Here is a 14,892-nt window from a genome sequence, read left to right as displayed (position 1 = left end):
TCCTGGGCATCGCCACCACCAAAGGCCCAATCTCCTACGATATGTTGATCGCGCCGGAAGCAAAGGGATAAGCCTTTAAACTCAATATCAATTTTGACTCCCAGGGAAAGATAATCGCGACCCCTGATACTTGTGGGGACATAATAAAGGCACTGCTGGATCACCGTCTTGTGTCTTTATTTTCTAACTACTTGTACGATGTGCCTGATGTTGAAAAGGTTTCATAAGGACCCAATGCTTTTAATAGGCGCAGAACATTAGAAAAGTAATATTTATCTACTCAGTTTTTTCGCGATCTGTTCCCGAACTCGAATGCGACCCAGCCCGCGCCGGCAGGGTCACGCGCAGGGTCGTGCCGACTCCGTCCGGCCCCGGTTCGGCTTCGATCCGGCCGCCGTTCAGGCGCACCATCTCGGCGCACAGGGGCAGGCCCAGGCCGGTGCCGCGCTCTCCGGCCGTGCCCGGCGCGGTGGTCTTGACCGCGACGTCGAACAGGTGCGCGCTCTGGGCCGGGTCCAGGCCCACGCCGGTGTCATGCACGGCCAGGGTCACGGTCGCGCCATCCGGAGCCGGCGCGGCCTCGATCCAGACCCGGTCGCCGCTGGACGTGAACTTGATGGCGTTGGCGACCAGATTGCGCAGCACGGCGCGCAGCATGTCCGGGTCCGCATGCACCCGCAGGTCGGCGGGTACCCGGGAGGCGAGGTGGACCCCCTTGGTCCCGGCCGAGTCGGCATACTGCGCCAGGATCTCCACCGCGATCCGGCCCACGTCCACGTCCGTCGGATGGGGCGCGGTCGAGCCCATCTGCAGCCCCGCCCACTCCAGCAACTGTTCCAGCAGCGTGTGCAGGTGGCGCGCGCTGTCCCGCACGTGCGTGGCCAGATCGCGCAGGTCCGCGCGCGGTCGGGTCTCGGCGCCGCGCACGATCAACTCGGTCAGGCCCAGCAGCGAGGTGAAGGGGCTGCGCAGGTCGTGGGCGACGATGCCGAAGAAGCGGTTCTTGGTGGCCACCTCGTGGCCCAGCATCTCGCTGGTGGCGGCGTGGCGTTCCGCCAGGGCGATCAGGTCGCCGGCCTGCTCCTCCAGCTTCTGGCGGGTGAACTCCAACTCGCCGGCGTAGCGTTCCAGCGCCTGCTGCTTGTCCACGCGCGCGTCGATGTTGGTGATGAATCCGTGCCAGAGCACGCCCCCGTCGGCCGTCCGCTAGGGCATGGCGTGCCCCTCCCGCCACGAGACGCCGCGGTCGGGCAGGACGACGCGGTACTCGGAGCGCCAGGGAGACAGCATCCGGGCGGACTCCTCGATCTCCGCAATGACCCGATCCACATCCGCCGGGTGGATGCGGTCTTGTGCGGGGGTGGCGTCGGTCTTCACGTCGTCGGGGGCGATGCCGTAGATCTCGCGAATCCCCTCGCTGGCGAAGGGGAAGCACATGGTGCCGTCCGCCTTCAGCGCGAACTGGTAGATCACGCCGGGCACCTGCTGGGCGAGATTGGCGAGCAGGTTGCGCTGGGCCTGGATTTCGGTGGCGCGGGTCACCCGCTCGGTGACGTCCGCATGGGTGCCGGTCATGCGGGCCGGACGGCCATCCGCTGTCCACTCCACCACGCGGCCCCGGTGCAGGATCCAGACCCAATGGCCGTCCTTGTGGCGCAGGCGGGCCTCGGCCTCGTAATCGGAGGCGCGGCGTTCCAGGTGGTCCGCCAGGGTCCGCTGCAGCCCCGGACGGTCGTCCGGATGGACCATGTCCAGCCAGGTGCGGCTGGTGATCGGCTCCAACTCGGCGCGGGTGTAGCCGAGCATGCCCGCCCAACGGTCGTTGATGCGGACGACATCGGCGGGCACGGACCAGTCCCAGGTCCCCACCCGGGTGGCCCAGATGACATCGTCCACCCGCCGGGCCGCCCGCCCCACGATGAGGGTGTTCAGCGAGACCGAGGCCAGGGTGAGGAAGACGATCACCTCCAGCATGGCCGTGGTCTGAATCGCCTGCGCCGAGAAAAAATCGTCGATGCGGGTGTCGAACAGGGCGGTCGCCACCGCCCGCGCGGCCATGGCGACGGCATGCAGCAGGAAGGGCAGGCCGACCATGGCGTCGAAGGCGCTTGGATGGGATCGCGCCCGGGCGCGGGGGCGCAGTTCCAGAACGATGGCCCCGCACAGGATCGTCTGGGCCAGCGCCACGATGATGATGCGCATCGCCGTGTCCGGCGCGATCAGGCCGTACCAGACGAAGCCGGCCACCGTGGCCGCCAGCACGGCGCCGGACAGGCGCCAGCGCGGCCGGCGGCCCTGATGGACCTGGAGACCAGCCAGCAGGCCCGCCAGACCAAGGATGAACAGGCTGTTGGGGACAACGATGCCAAGGAGTGCCGGGAGCGCCTCCCGCACCGCGATCAGGACGAATCCGATGGAAATCACCAGACCCGCGGCCTGCCACCAGGCGGCCTCCGGCAGGGCGGGCGCGCGTCGCCGCAGCATCGCCATGCTCCAGGCCAGCACCAGACCTGGCAGGGCCGCCACCAGGACGAGGGTCTGCATGTCCAGCATCGCGCCGCCGCTCTCCCCGCAGACACTCGCGTTGTCATCGGCCAGCCCGCCCCGTATGCGGTCCGGGGGTCCGGGTCGTCCTGGTCCACATCCGACACGATACCAGCGACACGCGGTCCATGTCTGTCCCATTTGGAACGGGTCGCGCCGATTGCGCCGGGACGCTGCGGCGCCGCGCGCCTAATCGTAAGGGTCGGCGGCGTCCCGCAGCCCGTCGCCCAAAAAGTTGAACGCCAGCACGGCGATCATGACGGCGGCCATGGGCGTCATCAGCCAGGGATAGAGCACCACGGCCTCGATGTTCTGGGCCTCGGTCAGCATCACGCCCCAGCTCGTCACCGGCGGGCGCAGGCCCAGGCCCAGGAAGGACAGCGCCGTCTCGCCCAGGATCATGCCCGGGATCGACAGCGTGACGGAGGCGATCAGGTGGCTGGAGAAGTTGGGCAGCAGGTGCCGCCCGATGACCCGCGCCGGTCGCGCGCCCATCAACTGGGCCGCCGTGACGTAATCCTCCTCGCGCAGGGCCAGCAGCTTGGAGCGCACCGCGCGCGCCAGCCCCGGCCAGTCGATCAGGCCCAGGATCAGCGTGATGCAGAAGAACACGACGATGGGGCTCCAGGTCACCGGCACGGCCGCCGACAGGGCCATCCACAGCGGCAGTTCGGGCAGCGAGCGCAGGATCTCGATCATCCGCTGGACCACGGTGTCGATCCAGCCGCCCAGGTAGCCGGCGAGCCCGCCCAGCGTGACGCCGATGACGAAGCTGATGGCGATGCCGATCAGCCCCACCGTCATCGAGATGCGGGTGCCGTACAGCAGCCGCGAAAACATGTCCTGCCCCAGCCGGTCGGTGCCGAGCAGGAACAGCGTGCCGCCCTCCGGCGCGCACATCAGATGGAAATCCGCCGGGATCATCCCCCAGAATTCGTAAGAGGGCCCGGAACAGAAGAACCGGATCGGCTGCGGGGTGCGGGTGTCGGGCGTGTACTCGCGTTTCAGCCGGACCATGTCCAGCGTGTACTGGACCGGGTAGACGAACGGGCCGATGAATTCGCCCTCGTGGACCAGGTGGATGCGCTGGGGCGGGGCGTAGATGTGGTTCGTGTCGCGGTCGCCGAGCGCATAGGGCGCCAGGACCTCGGCGAACAGCACGATCAGGTACAGCCCGATCAGCACCAGACCGCTGACCACCGCCAGCCGGTGCCGGCGCAGCTTCCACCACACCATCCGCCAGTGCCCGGCCTCCAGCGCCTTCTGGCGGGCTTCGGGCAGCACCTCCTCGGCCGTGGGGTCGAACGGCGCCGGGCAGACGAAGTGGGCGTCCGGATCGTCCGGCACCGGCGCGTGGACGACCGGCGGCGGGGGCGCTTCGGGGGCGGTCATTTCGCCAGCCCTCCGCCCAGCCGGATGCGCGGGTCGAGCACCGCCAGCAGGACGTCGGAGACGAACTGCCCGATCACCGTCAGGACCGCGAGGAACATGAGCATCGCCCCGGCCACGTAGTAGTCCTGCGCCGCCAGGGCGCGCAGCAGAAGGGGGCCGGTGGTGGGCAGGCTCATGATCGCCGAGACGATGACCGAGCCCGAGACCAGTTGCGGCAGCAGGTTGCCGATGTCGGCCACGAACGGATTGAGCGCCATCCGCAGGGGGTACTTGACCAGCAGTCGGGTGGGCGGCACGCCCTTGGCCCGGGCGGTGGTGACATAGGGCCGGTGCAGTTCGTCCAGCAGGTTGGCGCGCAGGCGGCGGATCATGGCCGCCGTGCCGGCGGTTCCGATCACCACCACCGGCACCCACAGGTGCTCGATCACCGACAGCACCTTGCCGATGCTCCAGGGCGCGTCGAGGTATTCGGGGTCCATCAGCCCGCCGATGGAGGTGCCGAACCAGCGGTTGGACAGGTAGAGCAGGATCAGCGCCAGCAGGAAGTTGGGCGTGGCCAGCCCCAGGAACCCGAGGAACGTCAGGCCGTAGTCGCCGACGGAATAGCGGTGGGTGGCGGTGTACAGCCCGATGGGAAAGGCGACGATGTAGACGAACAGGACGGTGGCGACATTGACCACCAGTGTGAGAATGAAGACGTCGCCGATGAGGGCCCGGACCGGCACGCTGTGTTCGAACGAATACCCCAGGTCGCCGACCAGCAGCCCGCCTGCCCAGACCAGATACTGTTCCACCAACGGCCGATCCAGGCCGTACTGCTCGCGCATATAGTCGATGCGCTCCGGCGGCACCATCTCGCCCTGGGCGCGCAGCTCCTCGATGTAGGTGGTCAGATAGTCCCCGGGCGGCAACTGGATGATGACGAACACCAGCACGCTGGTCACCGCCAGAGTGAGCGCCATCAGGCCCGCGCGCCGGATCAGATAGGGTCCCACGGTGCGCCTCCCCCCTAACCCGGCCCGTCGCCGGGCTCAGGGCCCGGCTCTTCGGTGGCCGCCGCCCCCGCGTCGTCCTCCGGCGCCAGATAGAGCGTATCCAGCCCGTAGATGCCGAAATGGGCCCCCGGGGTCCAGGTGTACAGGGCCGCGTCCGGCAGATTGCGCAGGCGGCGGGTGCGGACGACGGGCTGCTTGCCGCCGGCCACCACGCCGATGCTGAACTGGTTCTCGGCGTGCAGGGTCAGGATCTCGGTCCAGATGGCGGTCTGCTCGTCGCGGGTGGTCGAGGTCATCCAGGCCGCATACAGCTCCACCAGACGGCTGGCCGCCGCCATGTCCACGCGCTCGCCGGCCTCGCCCTGGGTCTCGTGGTGTTGCCCCCAGGCCGACCACGGCCACATGTCCTGGGCCACGGGCACCAGTTCGGTGGGCGGCATCTCGGGGGTGGCGAGGCCGTTGTTCAGGCCCGACGACGCCACCATGATGCTGGATCCGGCATAGACACGGCGCTTGAGCACCTCGCGCGAGAAGGTGCGGATGTACATGCGGATGCCCAGCTCCGCCCAGTGATCCTGGATCAGGCGCAGGGCATCCAGGCGGGTGCGGTCCTCGCCGTCCTCCTCGACGATCAGGTCCATGGGGCGGCCGTCCGGCAGCAGGCGGGTGCCGCGCGAATCCCGCTCGGTCAGACCCACGCTGTCCAGCAGGGCGTTGGCGCGGTCCACGTCCCGGTCGGCGTAGCGGCGGGCGATGTCCGCGTCAAAAAGCGGGCTTTGCGGCAGCAGGGTGTTGTTGATCTCCAGGCCCAGACCGAAAAACACCACCTGATTGACCTCGTGGCGGTCGATGGCCAGAGAGAGCGCGCGCCGCACGTCGGCCTGACGCAGCACCGCGCGCCAGACGGGGTCCGTGGTGGTCAGGTTGGGATAGAGCGCGACGCTGGATCCCTGGCCCTCGCGCCACAAGGTCACGATCGGGCCGCCCCGCAGCTCGGCGGCCTTGAGCACGGTGTAGGCGTCGAAGCCCAGGTAGCGGGCCTGCAGGTCGGACTCCCCGGCCGCCGCCTTGGCCGGGACCAGCTTGGCGTCCGTGATGTCGATGGCGATCTCGTCCAGGTAGGGCAGTTGCTGGCCCGCCGTGTCCATGCGGTGGAAGTAGGGGTTGCGCCGGAACACATAGCGCCGGGCCGGCGGATCGGTGATGTTCACCCAGGGGTCCAGGGAGGGGCGCGCCGGGTTGGTGTTGCGGTACCAGCGGTCCCGGTCGTAATGGAGGGCCCGCCAGTCGCGCGCGTCGGCCGCTTCGATCCGGGCGGCCAGGGCGTCGGGATCGGCATGCGCCGCGTGGAACCGGCGCAGGTAGTGCGCGGGGCGGTAAATTTGCAGCGGCCGCGCCCCCGCCAGCGCGGGCAGGAACAGCGGGTTGGGCTGGTCCCAGGTGTAGCGCACGGTCAGGGGGTCGAGGATCTCGAAGCGGGGCGGGGCGCCGTGGGGCATCATCTGCGGCGGCGGTCCGCCCGGTTCGATCACGGGGTTGTTGGCCATGTCCTCCCACCAGTAGCGGAAGTCCTCGGCGGTGAAGGGGTGGCCGTCGGACCAGCGATGACCGGGGCGCAGGAACAGGGTGAAGACGCGCCCCTCCGCCACCTCCACCCGGCGCAGGATGTCCGGCGCCAGCTCCAGGTCGGCGGTGTAGCCCACCAGACGGCTGTAGCCGTTGACCGTCATCAGGCGGATGTCCTTGTCCCGCGACATCAGGGTGACGATGCGCCCGCCGGGCCGCCCCAGCGTCTTGCCCTGGGCCGGCAGGTCGATGACGCGCGGCACCTCGGGCAGGCGCTGGGTCATGGGGGGCAGGGTGCCCGCCGCCACCGCCTCGGCCAGCACCGGGGGCTCGACCGGCTGGGCGGCGGCGGGCGGCGGCGCCCCAACGATGGCAACGACTCCGGCCAAGACCAGCCCCACCGCCAGACGCATCGCGGTGACGCGCGGACGGGCTTGAGAAGCCGGGTTGCAGATGATGCGGGGCCGTGCAGGACGCCAAGTCATCACGCCGGCCCTCCCACCGCCACGACGTGGCCGTCGCCGAGCGTCCGCCACTGCGTCCGGCCGTCCGGGCCGGGGCGGTAGGGCGCGGGCCATGCGGCCGGGTCGGAGGCCCGCGCGACGCCCAGTTCCCCCGGCGTGACCCGCCGGTGCGGGTCCGGCTCCGGCACAGCCGAAAGCAGCGCGCGGGTGTAGGGGTGGCGGGCGTCGTTCACCAGCACGTCGGCGGGCGCCCATTCCACCAGCCGGCCGGCGCACATCACCACGATGCTGTCGGCCACGTGGCGGACCACGGCCAGATTGTGCGAGACGAACAGCATGGTCAGCCCCAGCGCCGTGCGCAGGTCGGCGAGCAGGTTCAGGACCTGCGCCTGCACCGAGACGTCGAGGGCCGAGACCGGCTCGTCGCACAGCAGCAGGCGCGGCCCCAGGGCCAGGGCGCGGGCGATGCTGAGGCGCTGGCGCTGCCCGCCCGAGAAACTGTGCGGGTGGCGGCCCATCATGCGGGCGTCCAGGCCGACGATGCGCAGCAGTTCGGCGGCGCGGTCGGCGCGCGCCCGGGCCGTGCCCACGCCATGGATCACCATCGGTTCCGTCAGCAGCTCCCGCACCGTCATGCGCGGGTTCAGGCTGGCGAACGGGTCCTGGAAGATGTACTGCGCCTCGCGCCGGTAGCGGGTCAGGCGCGCGCGGTCCATGTGGGCGACATCCGCCGGGCCGTCGCCGGAGTCGAACAGCACGCGGCCCACGGTGGGGCGCAGCGCCCCGGTGATGAGCCGCATCAGGGTGGTCTTGCCGCAGCCGCTCTCGCCCACCAGGCCGAGGCAGGTCCCGGCCCGAAGCTCCAGGTTGACCCCGCGCACGGCCTGCACGGTGCCGCCGTCGCGGCGGAACAGGCCGCCGTGCCGCAGGGGGTAGTGCTTCTCGAGCGCGTCCAGCCGCAGCATGACCGGCGCGGCGTCGTCGTCCGGGGGGCCGTCCGGGGGGCCGTCCGGGGGGGCGTCCGGGAGGGCGTCCGGGGCCGGTGTCCCCTGGCGCAGGGACTGCAAAAGAGCCGGATCGATCCGGATGTCCCGCAGCGGCGTCAGGCGCGCCTGGACGGCGCCGCTCACGCGCGGGACGGCGCCCATCAGGGCCCGCAGGTACGGGTGACCCGGGTCCTGGAACAGCGGCGCCACCGGGCCGGCCTCCAGCATGCGCCCCCTGTGCAGCACCACCATGTGCGCGGCCATGTGCGCGACCACGCCCAGGTCGTGGGTGATGAGCAGCACGGCCATGCCCGTCTCGCGCCGCAGCAGGTCGATCAGGGCCAGGATCTCCGCCTGCGTGGTGACGTCCAGGGCGGTGGTCGGCTCGTCGGCGATCAGCACGTCCGGCTCGCCCGCCAGCGCTATGGCGATCACGGCGCGCTGGCGCAGACCGCCCGACAGTTCGAACGGGTACATCCGCACGGCGGCCTTCGGGTCCGGAAAACGCGCCTGCGCCAGCAGGTCCACCACCGCCGTGTCGGCCTGCCTGCGGCTGAGCCCTTGATGCAGGCGCAGGGGCTCGCCGACCTGATCGCCGATCGTGTGCAGGGGGGACAGCGCGGTCATGGGCTCCTGAAAGACGGTCGCCACGCGGTTGCCGCGCAGGGCCAGCATGGCGCGGCTGTCGCGTCCGAGCGCCGTGATCTCGACCGGCGGTTCGCCGTGGCGCCCGGTGCCGAGCGCCACCGCGCCGCCGGCCACCCGCGCGGCCTTGGGCAGGATGCCCTGGATGCACTGGGCGATGGTGGACTTGCCGGAGCCGGACTCGCCCACCAGCGCGAGACACGCCCCCCGACGGAGCGTGAAGCCGACATCCTCCACGGCGCGCAGCGATCCCGTGGGCAACCGGAAGTCGATGGTCAGGCCGCGCACCCGCAGGATATCCGCATCCGGGGTGGCGTCCGGGCCCGTGGTCGGCCCGGGGCGGGCTGCGGCGGCGGTCACGGCGTGGGGGCCTCCGCCACCAGCGCGCGGGCGTCGGCCCAGCGCACCGCCGGGTGACGCAGGCGCGGCAGCAGGTCGGCCAGGAACACCCGGATGTCGTCCTGATGCACCCGATGATGGGTCAGCAGGCCGACCGGCTCGTTCGGGTCCTGGGCTGCGCCGGACTCGTCCCGGCCCAGGCGGCGCGACGCCAGCGCGGCCACCAGCCGGCGCACGGCCTTGTCCGTCCCGATGAACTGCGCGTGCGGCTTCCAGCGCAGCAGGTCCACGTGGGTGTTGACCACGGCCACCGGCGCGTCGGCCCAGGAGGCGCGCGGCCCATGCACCGACAGCGCCGCCAGACCGACGCTCGGCAGCACCCGGGGCAGGTCCGGGCCGACCTTGTTGAAGGGCGCGACCATCATGGGCACGGGCGCGTCGCTCCCGAACAGGGCGGTCAGGCGGCCCCAGCCCTCGGCCAGATCGGCGGCCCGAACGGCGAGCGGGCGCGAGGCCGGAAACTCGCTCGCGCCCGGCTCGTCGGCGGTGGAATGGTTGGCGTGGTTCAGCCCGTGCTGGGCCACGTTGAGTGTGGGGCGCGCGGCCACCCACGGGGCGAGGGCGGGCTCGGCCTCGGCCGGGATCACCGCGAGCGTCACCGGCGCGGCGTTGTCGGCCGACACCGCGGCCAGATGGTCGAGCTGGTCCGTCACCGCCACCGCATCGTCGTCGCGCCACCACAGCGTGACCGTGCGGCCGGCGTCCGCCCAGGCCGCCAATTCCGCGTCGAGGTGCCGCCAGGGCGTTTCGCTCATGGTTCCATCCGCCGTGCCGTGATCGGGGGCAACCCTTACCCTAGCAGAGCTTCCCGCGACCGGGCCACGCCGTCCAGGGCAATTGTCAGCGTATCGGAACGAGCCGGCGCGGCCTCCAGGGCCGCATCCACCGACGCGGCCAGGGTTTCGGGGGAGAGGGTTTCGGCCGCGACCACCCGCGCCCGGTTCAGGCGGGCGAGGGCGGCGGCCCGGTCGTGCTGTTCCGACTCGTCGCCGTCCCCCCAGGGCAGCAGGACAGCCGGCACCCCGGCGTCCAGGATCTCGGCCACCGTGTTGTAGCCCGCCTGCGAGATCGACAGGCGCGCGCGGGCGAGCAGGCGGCGGAAGTCGGGCCGGGCCCACTCGACCGTCACACCGGGCGGCGCGGCCGCGCGCAGGCGGTCGCGGGCGTCCGGACCCAGGTTGCGCCCCACAAGGACGCGCCAGGGCAGCGTCCGGGCCGGGCCTGCGCACAGCGCCCGGGTCGGCAGCACGGCCTCCATCATGAGGGCGCTCATGGCCCCGCCCCCGGCGGAGACCAGGATCTCCCCCCGCCCCTCGCCGCTGTCGTCCTCGGGCTCCAGAGGTGGGGGCGGCTCGACGATATAGCCGGTGTGGACGACCGGCGGCGTCAGCGCGTCGGCCAGGGGGAAGGTGGCCGAAAACGGGATCAGGGCGGGGTCGCCGTGCACCAGGATCAGGTCGAAGCGCGCGTTGGCCGCCGCCAGCATGCGTTCGGCCCATCCGGGCTTTGACCTGCGCACCAGGATGTCCCGCACCGAACACGCCACCCGCACATCGGGGCGCCGGGCGCGGGTGTCGTCGATCAGGGCCTCGATCTCCGCCGCGAAGGCGCGCCGGCCGAAGGGGTACATCTCCACCACCAGCACCGCCGGGCGCAGGTCCGCCACCAGCGCCGCCAGCCGGGCGGACCGGGCCTGCCACAGGGCGTCCGTAATGGGGCGGTCGTCGGCATCCACCAGCGTGTTGAAGTCCAGGCCGAGCGCCGCGATGGGGGGCAGTTGCTCCACGTGGACCGGGGCCGACGGCGTCCGACTGACCAGGTGCGGCACCGGCCGCCCGCCCGACACCAGCACCACGTCGCGGCCATGCCCGGCCAGCCCCCGGGTCAGCGCGAGGGCGCGGTTCAGATGGCCGACGCCCATGACATGCTGCACGTAGACCAGCACGGGGCCGTCCGCAGGAGGATGCGTCGCCATCGTCACCGTGTCCCTGTTTGCGGTATCCCTGTTTGCGTCCGCTGCCCCGTCTGCCCCGTCGCGCGGGACCCCGCGACGCCTCCCGCGACAATGGGGCACGGGATACTCCGTCGGAAAGGCTTTTCGTCCATAGCCCTGGTACGGTATACGTCGAAAGGATCGACAGGGATGACCGCCGACGGGTCGCGCGACGGGACGGGGCCGGACGGCATCGGCGGGCGTTTCGCGGGAAGCTGACAGGGAAACCGACCTTGGCCAACTCGGCGGAAAGGCTGCCACCGAACCCGGAGTTCATCCCCACCGAGCATGTCGGGGTCCTGTTGCAGGAAGCCAGACTGCGGTCGGGACAGGACCTGCGGATTGTCGCGGACGAACTCCGGATCAAGTATCACCACCTTCTGGCGATCGAGGCGGGCCATTTCGAGGACCTGCCCGGATCGACCTATGTGGTCGGGTTCATCCGCGCCTATGCGGAATACCTGGGCCTGGACGCCGAGGAAATCGTGCGTCGGCACAAGGAAGGCCCGATCCAGGCCGCCCCCTCCCAGCATCTGGAGTTTCCCAACCCCGCCAACGACAGCGGCGTGTCGGCGGGCGCCCTGCTGCTGGTCGCCCTGATCCTGGCCGGCTGCGCCTATGGCGTCTGGTACTGGATGTCGTCCAGCAACGTGTCCATGGCCGATCTGGCGCGCGACGTGACGACGCGGGTGTCCCAGCTCATCAATGTGGATCCCGAGGGGACCGATCCCGACCAGCCCGACCCGGCGGGGTCCGAGGGGCCCTCGGTCGCGACCGCGCCGCCGCAGGCCGAGCGCGAGCCGGAACCGGCTCCCGCGCCCGAACCGGCGCCCGGGCCGGCCGGTGAGACGTCGGAAACGCCGGCTCCGTCCGGTCTGGCGGCGCTGAACCCCATCGAGACCCCGGACCCGGCCGCCGGCCCGCCGCCTCAGGACGCGGCCACGCCCGAAGAGACGAACACGCCGGAGAGCCCGACCCCCGCCACGGCGACGGACGAGACGGCCGAGCCCGGCACCGATCCCGTGGCGGCGGACGCCCCGGCGACGGACGGGCCTGCCGTGCCGCCGCCGCTGCCGGAGCGGCTGGGGGGCGAGCCCGAGGACGGCGCCACGGAAGTCGCCGACACCCCCGAGGTCGCCGCGTCCGCCGACGCGGCCGACGATCCCGCGCCTCCGGGGGAGCCGGATGGACCGGCCGAGGCGACCGCGGACACGACGGCCGAGGCGGTGTCCACCCCGCCGCCAGACGACACGGCGGCGGCCGATGCGCCCGCGCTCCCGTCTGCGCCGGAGGAATCCCTGGTGGCGGCCGGAGACTCCGACACGGCCGGGGAGCCCGCCGCGACGGACCCGGCGGAGGCGGCCGACGCTCCGGCCGAGGGGCCCGGGGCGGACGCCGTGGACGCGGCCGAGGCGCCCGACCAGACGGCCGAGGCGGTCGAAGACACGGCGGAGGCCGACGCGGCCGAAGAGACCGACGACACCGAAGAGACCGAACAGGGTGAACAGGCCGAGGATGCGGACGAGGCCGACCAGGCGGACGAGCCGCCGCCGGCCTATGTGGGCCGCGCCGCGCCCGCCGATGTGTCCCAGTCCGCCGACGGCGCCCGCATCGTCCTGCGGGCCAACCAGGACGCCTGGATTCAGGTCCGCAAGGACGGCGAACTCGTGGTGCGCCGCCTGCTGCGCCGGGGCGACACCTACGCCGTGCCGACGGACGGCGGGTACCTCCTGAACACCAGCAACGCGGGCGGCCTTGAGGTCTATGTGGATGGCCGTCGGGTGCGCAATCTGGGCCCCGTCGGCGCGCCGCGAAACGGGGTGCGTCTCGCGCCCAGCGCCTTGAACTGAGAACCAGTCTCGCCTTATACAGGGAACCAAACAGGGTGGGCCGGAGACCATAGGGTCGCCGGCCATCCGTCGTGCCCGCACCCAGCCACCCGAAGGGGGTTCCATGTCCGTCCGACCCTATCGCGAGATCGCGCGTCGCAAGAGCCGTCAGATTTTTGTCGGGCCGGTGCCGGTCGGCGGCGATGCCCCGGTGACGGTGCAGTCCATGACCAACACCATCACCGCCGATGTGGCGGGGACGGTGGCGCAGATCCGGCGCCTGGAAGAGGCGGGGGCCGACATCGTGCGCGTCTCCTGCCCGGATGAGGAGGCGACCGCCGGTCTGAAGGAGATCGTCAAACAGGTCAACGTGCCCATCGTCGCGGACATCCACTTCCACTACAAGCGCGCCATCGAGGCCGCCGAGGCGGGCGCGGCCTGCCTGCGCATCAACCCGGGCAACATCGGCGCGCACGAGCGGGTGCGCGAGGTGGTCAACGCCGCCAAGGACCACGGCTGCTCCATGCGCATCGGGGTCAACGCCGGCTCGCTGGACCGCCACCTGCTGGAGAAGTACGGCGAGCCCAACCCCGAAGCCATGGTCGAGAGCGCCCTGGAGCACGCCAAGCTTCTGGAGGACAACGACTTCCGGGACTTCAAGATCTCGGTCAAGGCGTCCGATGTCTATCTGGCCATCGCCGCCTACGAGGCGCTGGCGGAGGCGTGTGACTACCCCTTGCACCTGGGTATCACCGAGGCCGGCGGCACCCGCGTGGGCACCGTGAAGTCCTCCATCGGCATGGGCTGGCTGCTCAAGAAGGGCATCGGCGACACCATCCGCGTGTCGCTCTCCGCCGACCCGGTGGAGGAGATCAAGGTCGGCTTCGACATCCTGAAGAGCCTGGACCTGCGCCACAGGGGCGTGCGCATCGTCGCCTGTCCATCCTGCGCGCGCCAGGGTTTCGACGTCATCAAGACCGTGGAGATCCTGGAGGAGCGGCTGGCCCACATCGGCACGCCGGTGTCGCTGTCCATCCTGGGCTGCGTGGTCAACGGCCCGGGCGAGGCCCGCGAGACGGATATCGGCATCACCGGCGGCGGCACGCTGGCCAACGAGGGTTCGGCCAACAAGGTCTACATCTCGGGTGTGCCCGACCACAACGTGGGCAACGCCGAGATGATCGACCACATCGTCGAACTGGTCGAGAAGAAGGCCGCCGCCATCGAGGCCGCCAAGGCCGCCGCCGAGGCGGAAAAGCCGGCGGCGGAGTAGGCTCGCCCCGTTTCGCGTCATCCCGAGCCCACGGAGTCGGCGAGGGATCTCGGGAGGACAGGCACACCGGAACCGATGGGACTCCCGTGCCCGAGATCCCTCGGTCGCGGGGCGCCGTCGGGATGACGTCGTGCCGTTTCGACGATTGCGGACCAAGACCGAAGAGGCGCCTCCATGACCCCCGAATTCCTGCTCACCGCGTTGGTGGTCGTGCTGATGCCCGGCACCGGCGTCATCTACACCCTGGCGCAGGGGCTGGGCCGGGGCCTGCGCGCCAGCGTGTTCGCGGCGATCGGCTGTACGCTGGGGATCGTGCCCCACATCGCCGCCAGCGTGGCCGGGCTGGCGGCCCTGCTGCACACCAGCGCGCTGGCCTTTCAGGTCGTCAAGATCGCCGGGGTGCTCTACCTGCTCTATATGGCCTGGAGCATGCTGCGGGAGACCGGCGCGCTGCAGGTGGAGGGAGACCGGACGCCGGCCCCGGCGCACCGCATCGTGCGGGACGGCGTGCTGCTGAACATCCTGAACCCCAAGCTGTCGCTGTTCTTCCTGGCCTTCCTGCCCCAGTTCGTGCCGGCCACGGCGACACAGCCCACCCTGTCCATGCTGGGGCTCGCGGGGGTGTTCATGGCCCTGACGTTCGTGGTCTTCGTCGCCTACGGCGCGTTCGCGGCCGCCGCCCGTCGCCATGTGATCGAGCGCCCGTCCGTCATGCGCTGGCTGCGGCGCGGCTTCGCCGGGGCGTTCACCCTGCTGGGCCTGCGCCTCGCCCTGGCGGAGCGGTAGGGGCACCCCTCCGGAACGGA

Annotated in this window: 11 protein-coding genes; 3 read left to right on the top strand and 8 right to left on the bottom strand. The window is 71.1% G+C overall.

Annotated elements, in window-relative coordinates:
* Window positions 1-276: 276 nt before the first annotated feature.
* From GHC57_RS14255 to GHC57_RS14220, 8 genes are all read right to left on the bottom strand, one after another.
* Window positions 277-1,188 carry an ATP-binding protein gene (locus tag GHC57_RS14255; RefSeq protein ID WP_153345403.1) on the bottom strand — a complete coding sequence of 304 codons (912 nt, stop codon included), beginning with the start codon at window positions 1,186-1,188 and terminating at the stop codon, window positions 277-279.
* 18 nt (window positions 1,189-1,206) lie between these two features.
* Complete coding sequence (locus tag GHC57_RS14250) at window positions 1,207-2,553, bottom strand: PAS domain-containing protein (RefSeq protein WP_170294890.1); 1,347 nt, start codon at window positions 2,551-2,553, stop codon at window positions 1,207-1,209.
* Window positions 2,554-2,733: 180 nt separating this feature from the next.
* A complete protein-coding gene (locus GHC57_RS14245; RefSeq protein ID WP_153345399.1) occupies window positions 2,734-3,936 on the bottom strand; it encodes an ABC transporter permease in 1,203 nt (400 codons plus the stop codon).
* Window positions 3,933-4,931 (bottom strand): ABC transporter permease subunit, encoded by a 999-nt coding sequence (locus GHC57_RS14240; RefSeq protein WP_170294889.1) that lies wholly within the window; start codon window positions 4,929-4,931, stop codon window positions 3,933-3,935. The genes GHC57_RS14245 and GHC57_RS14240 overlap by 4 nt, the downstream gene beginning before the upstream one ends.
* A gap of 14 nt (window positions 4,932-4,945) precedes the next feature.
* Complete coding sequence (locus GHC57_RS14235; protein WP_246152318.1) at window positions 4,946-6,982, bottom strand: ABC transporter substrate-binding protein; 2,037 nt, start codon at window positions 6,980-6,982, stop codon at window positions 4,946-4,948.
* Window positions 6,982-8,952: a dipeptide ABC transporter ATP-binding protein gene (locus GHC57_RS14230; protein WP_170294888.1), complete on the bottom strand. Its 1,971-nt coding sequence runs from the start codon at window positions 8,950-8,952 to the stop codon at window positions 6,982-6,984. Before GHC57_RS14230 ends, GHC57_RS14235 begins: the two co-directional genes overlap by 1 nt.
* Window positions 8,949-9,746, bottom strand: a complete 798-nt coding sequence (locus GHC57_RS14225; RefSeq protein WP_153345397.1) for a polysaccharide deacetylase family protein — start codon at window positions 9,744-9,746, stop codon at window positions 8,949-8,951. Before GHC57_RS14225 ends, GHC57_RS14230 begins: the two co-directional genes overlap by 4 nt.
* 35 nt (window positions 9,747-9,781) lie before the next feature.
* Window positions 9,782-10,966: a glycosyltransferase family protein gene (locus GHC57_RS14220; protein WP_153345395.1), complete on the bottom strand. Its 1,185-nt coding sequence runs from the start codon at window positions 10,964-10,966 to the stop codon at window positions 9,782-9,784.
* A 251-nt stretch (window positions 10,967-11,217) separates the two neighbouring features.
* On the opposite strand from GHC57_RS14220, the gene GHC57_RS20310 reads away from it, so the two are divergent.
* The 3 genes from GHC57_RS20310 to GHC57_RS14205 all read left to right on the top strand — a co-directional run bounded on the left by GHC57_RS20310 (window position 11,218) and on the right by GHC57_RS14205 (window position 14,872).
* Window positions 11,218-12,834 carry a RodZ domain-containing protein gene (locus GHC57_RS20310; protein WP_170294887.1) on the top strand — a complete coding sequence of 539 codons (1,617 nt, stop codon included), beginning with the start codon at window positions 11,218-11,220 and terminating at the stop codon, window positions 12,832-12,834.
* Window positions 12,835-12,937: 103 nt separating this feature from the next.
* Window positions 12,938-14,086, top strand: a complete 1,149-nt coding sequence (ispG, locus tag GHC57_RS14210) for a flavodoxin-dependent (E)-4-hydroxy-3-methylbut-2-enyl-diphosphate synthase (RefSeq protein WP_153345390.1) — start codon at window positions 12,938-12,940, stop codon at window positions 14,084-14,086.
* A 174-nt stretch (window positions 14,087-14,260) separates the two neighbouring features.
* On the top strand, window positions 14,261-14,872 hold the full coding sequence (locus GHC57_RS14205; protein WP_153345388.1) for a LysE family translocator: 612 nt from the start codon (window positions 14,261-14,263) through the stop codon (window positions 14,870-14,872).
* The last annotated feature ends 20 nt before the right edge of the window (window positions 14,873-14,892 follow it).

The sequence above is a fragment of the Roseospira navarrensis genome, assembly GCF_009601025.1.
Taxonomy (GTDB): domain Bacteria; phylum Pseudomonadota; class Alphaproteobacteria; order Rhodospirillales; family Rhodospirillaceae; genus Rhodospira; species Rhodospira navarrensis.
The sequence above is the reverse complement of the archived record's forward strand: the minus strand, read 5'-3'. Positions and strand labels throughout refer to the sequence as shown.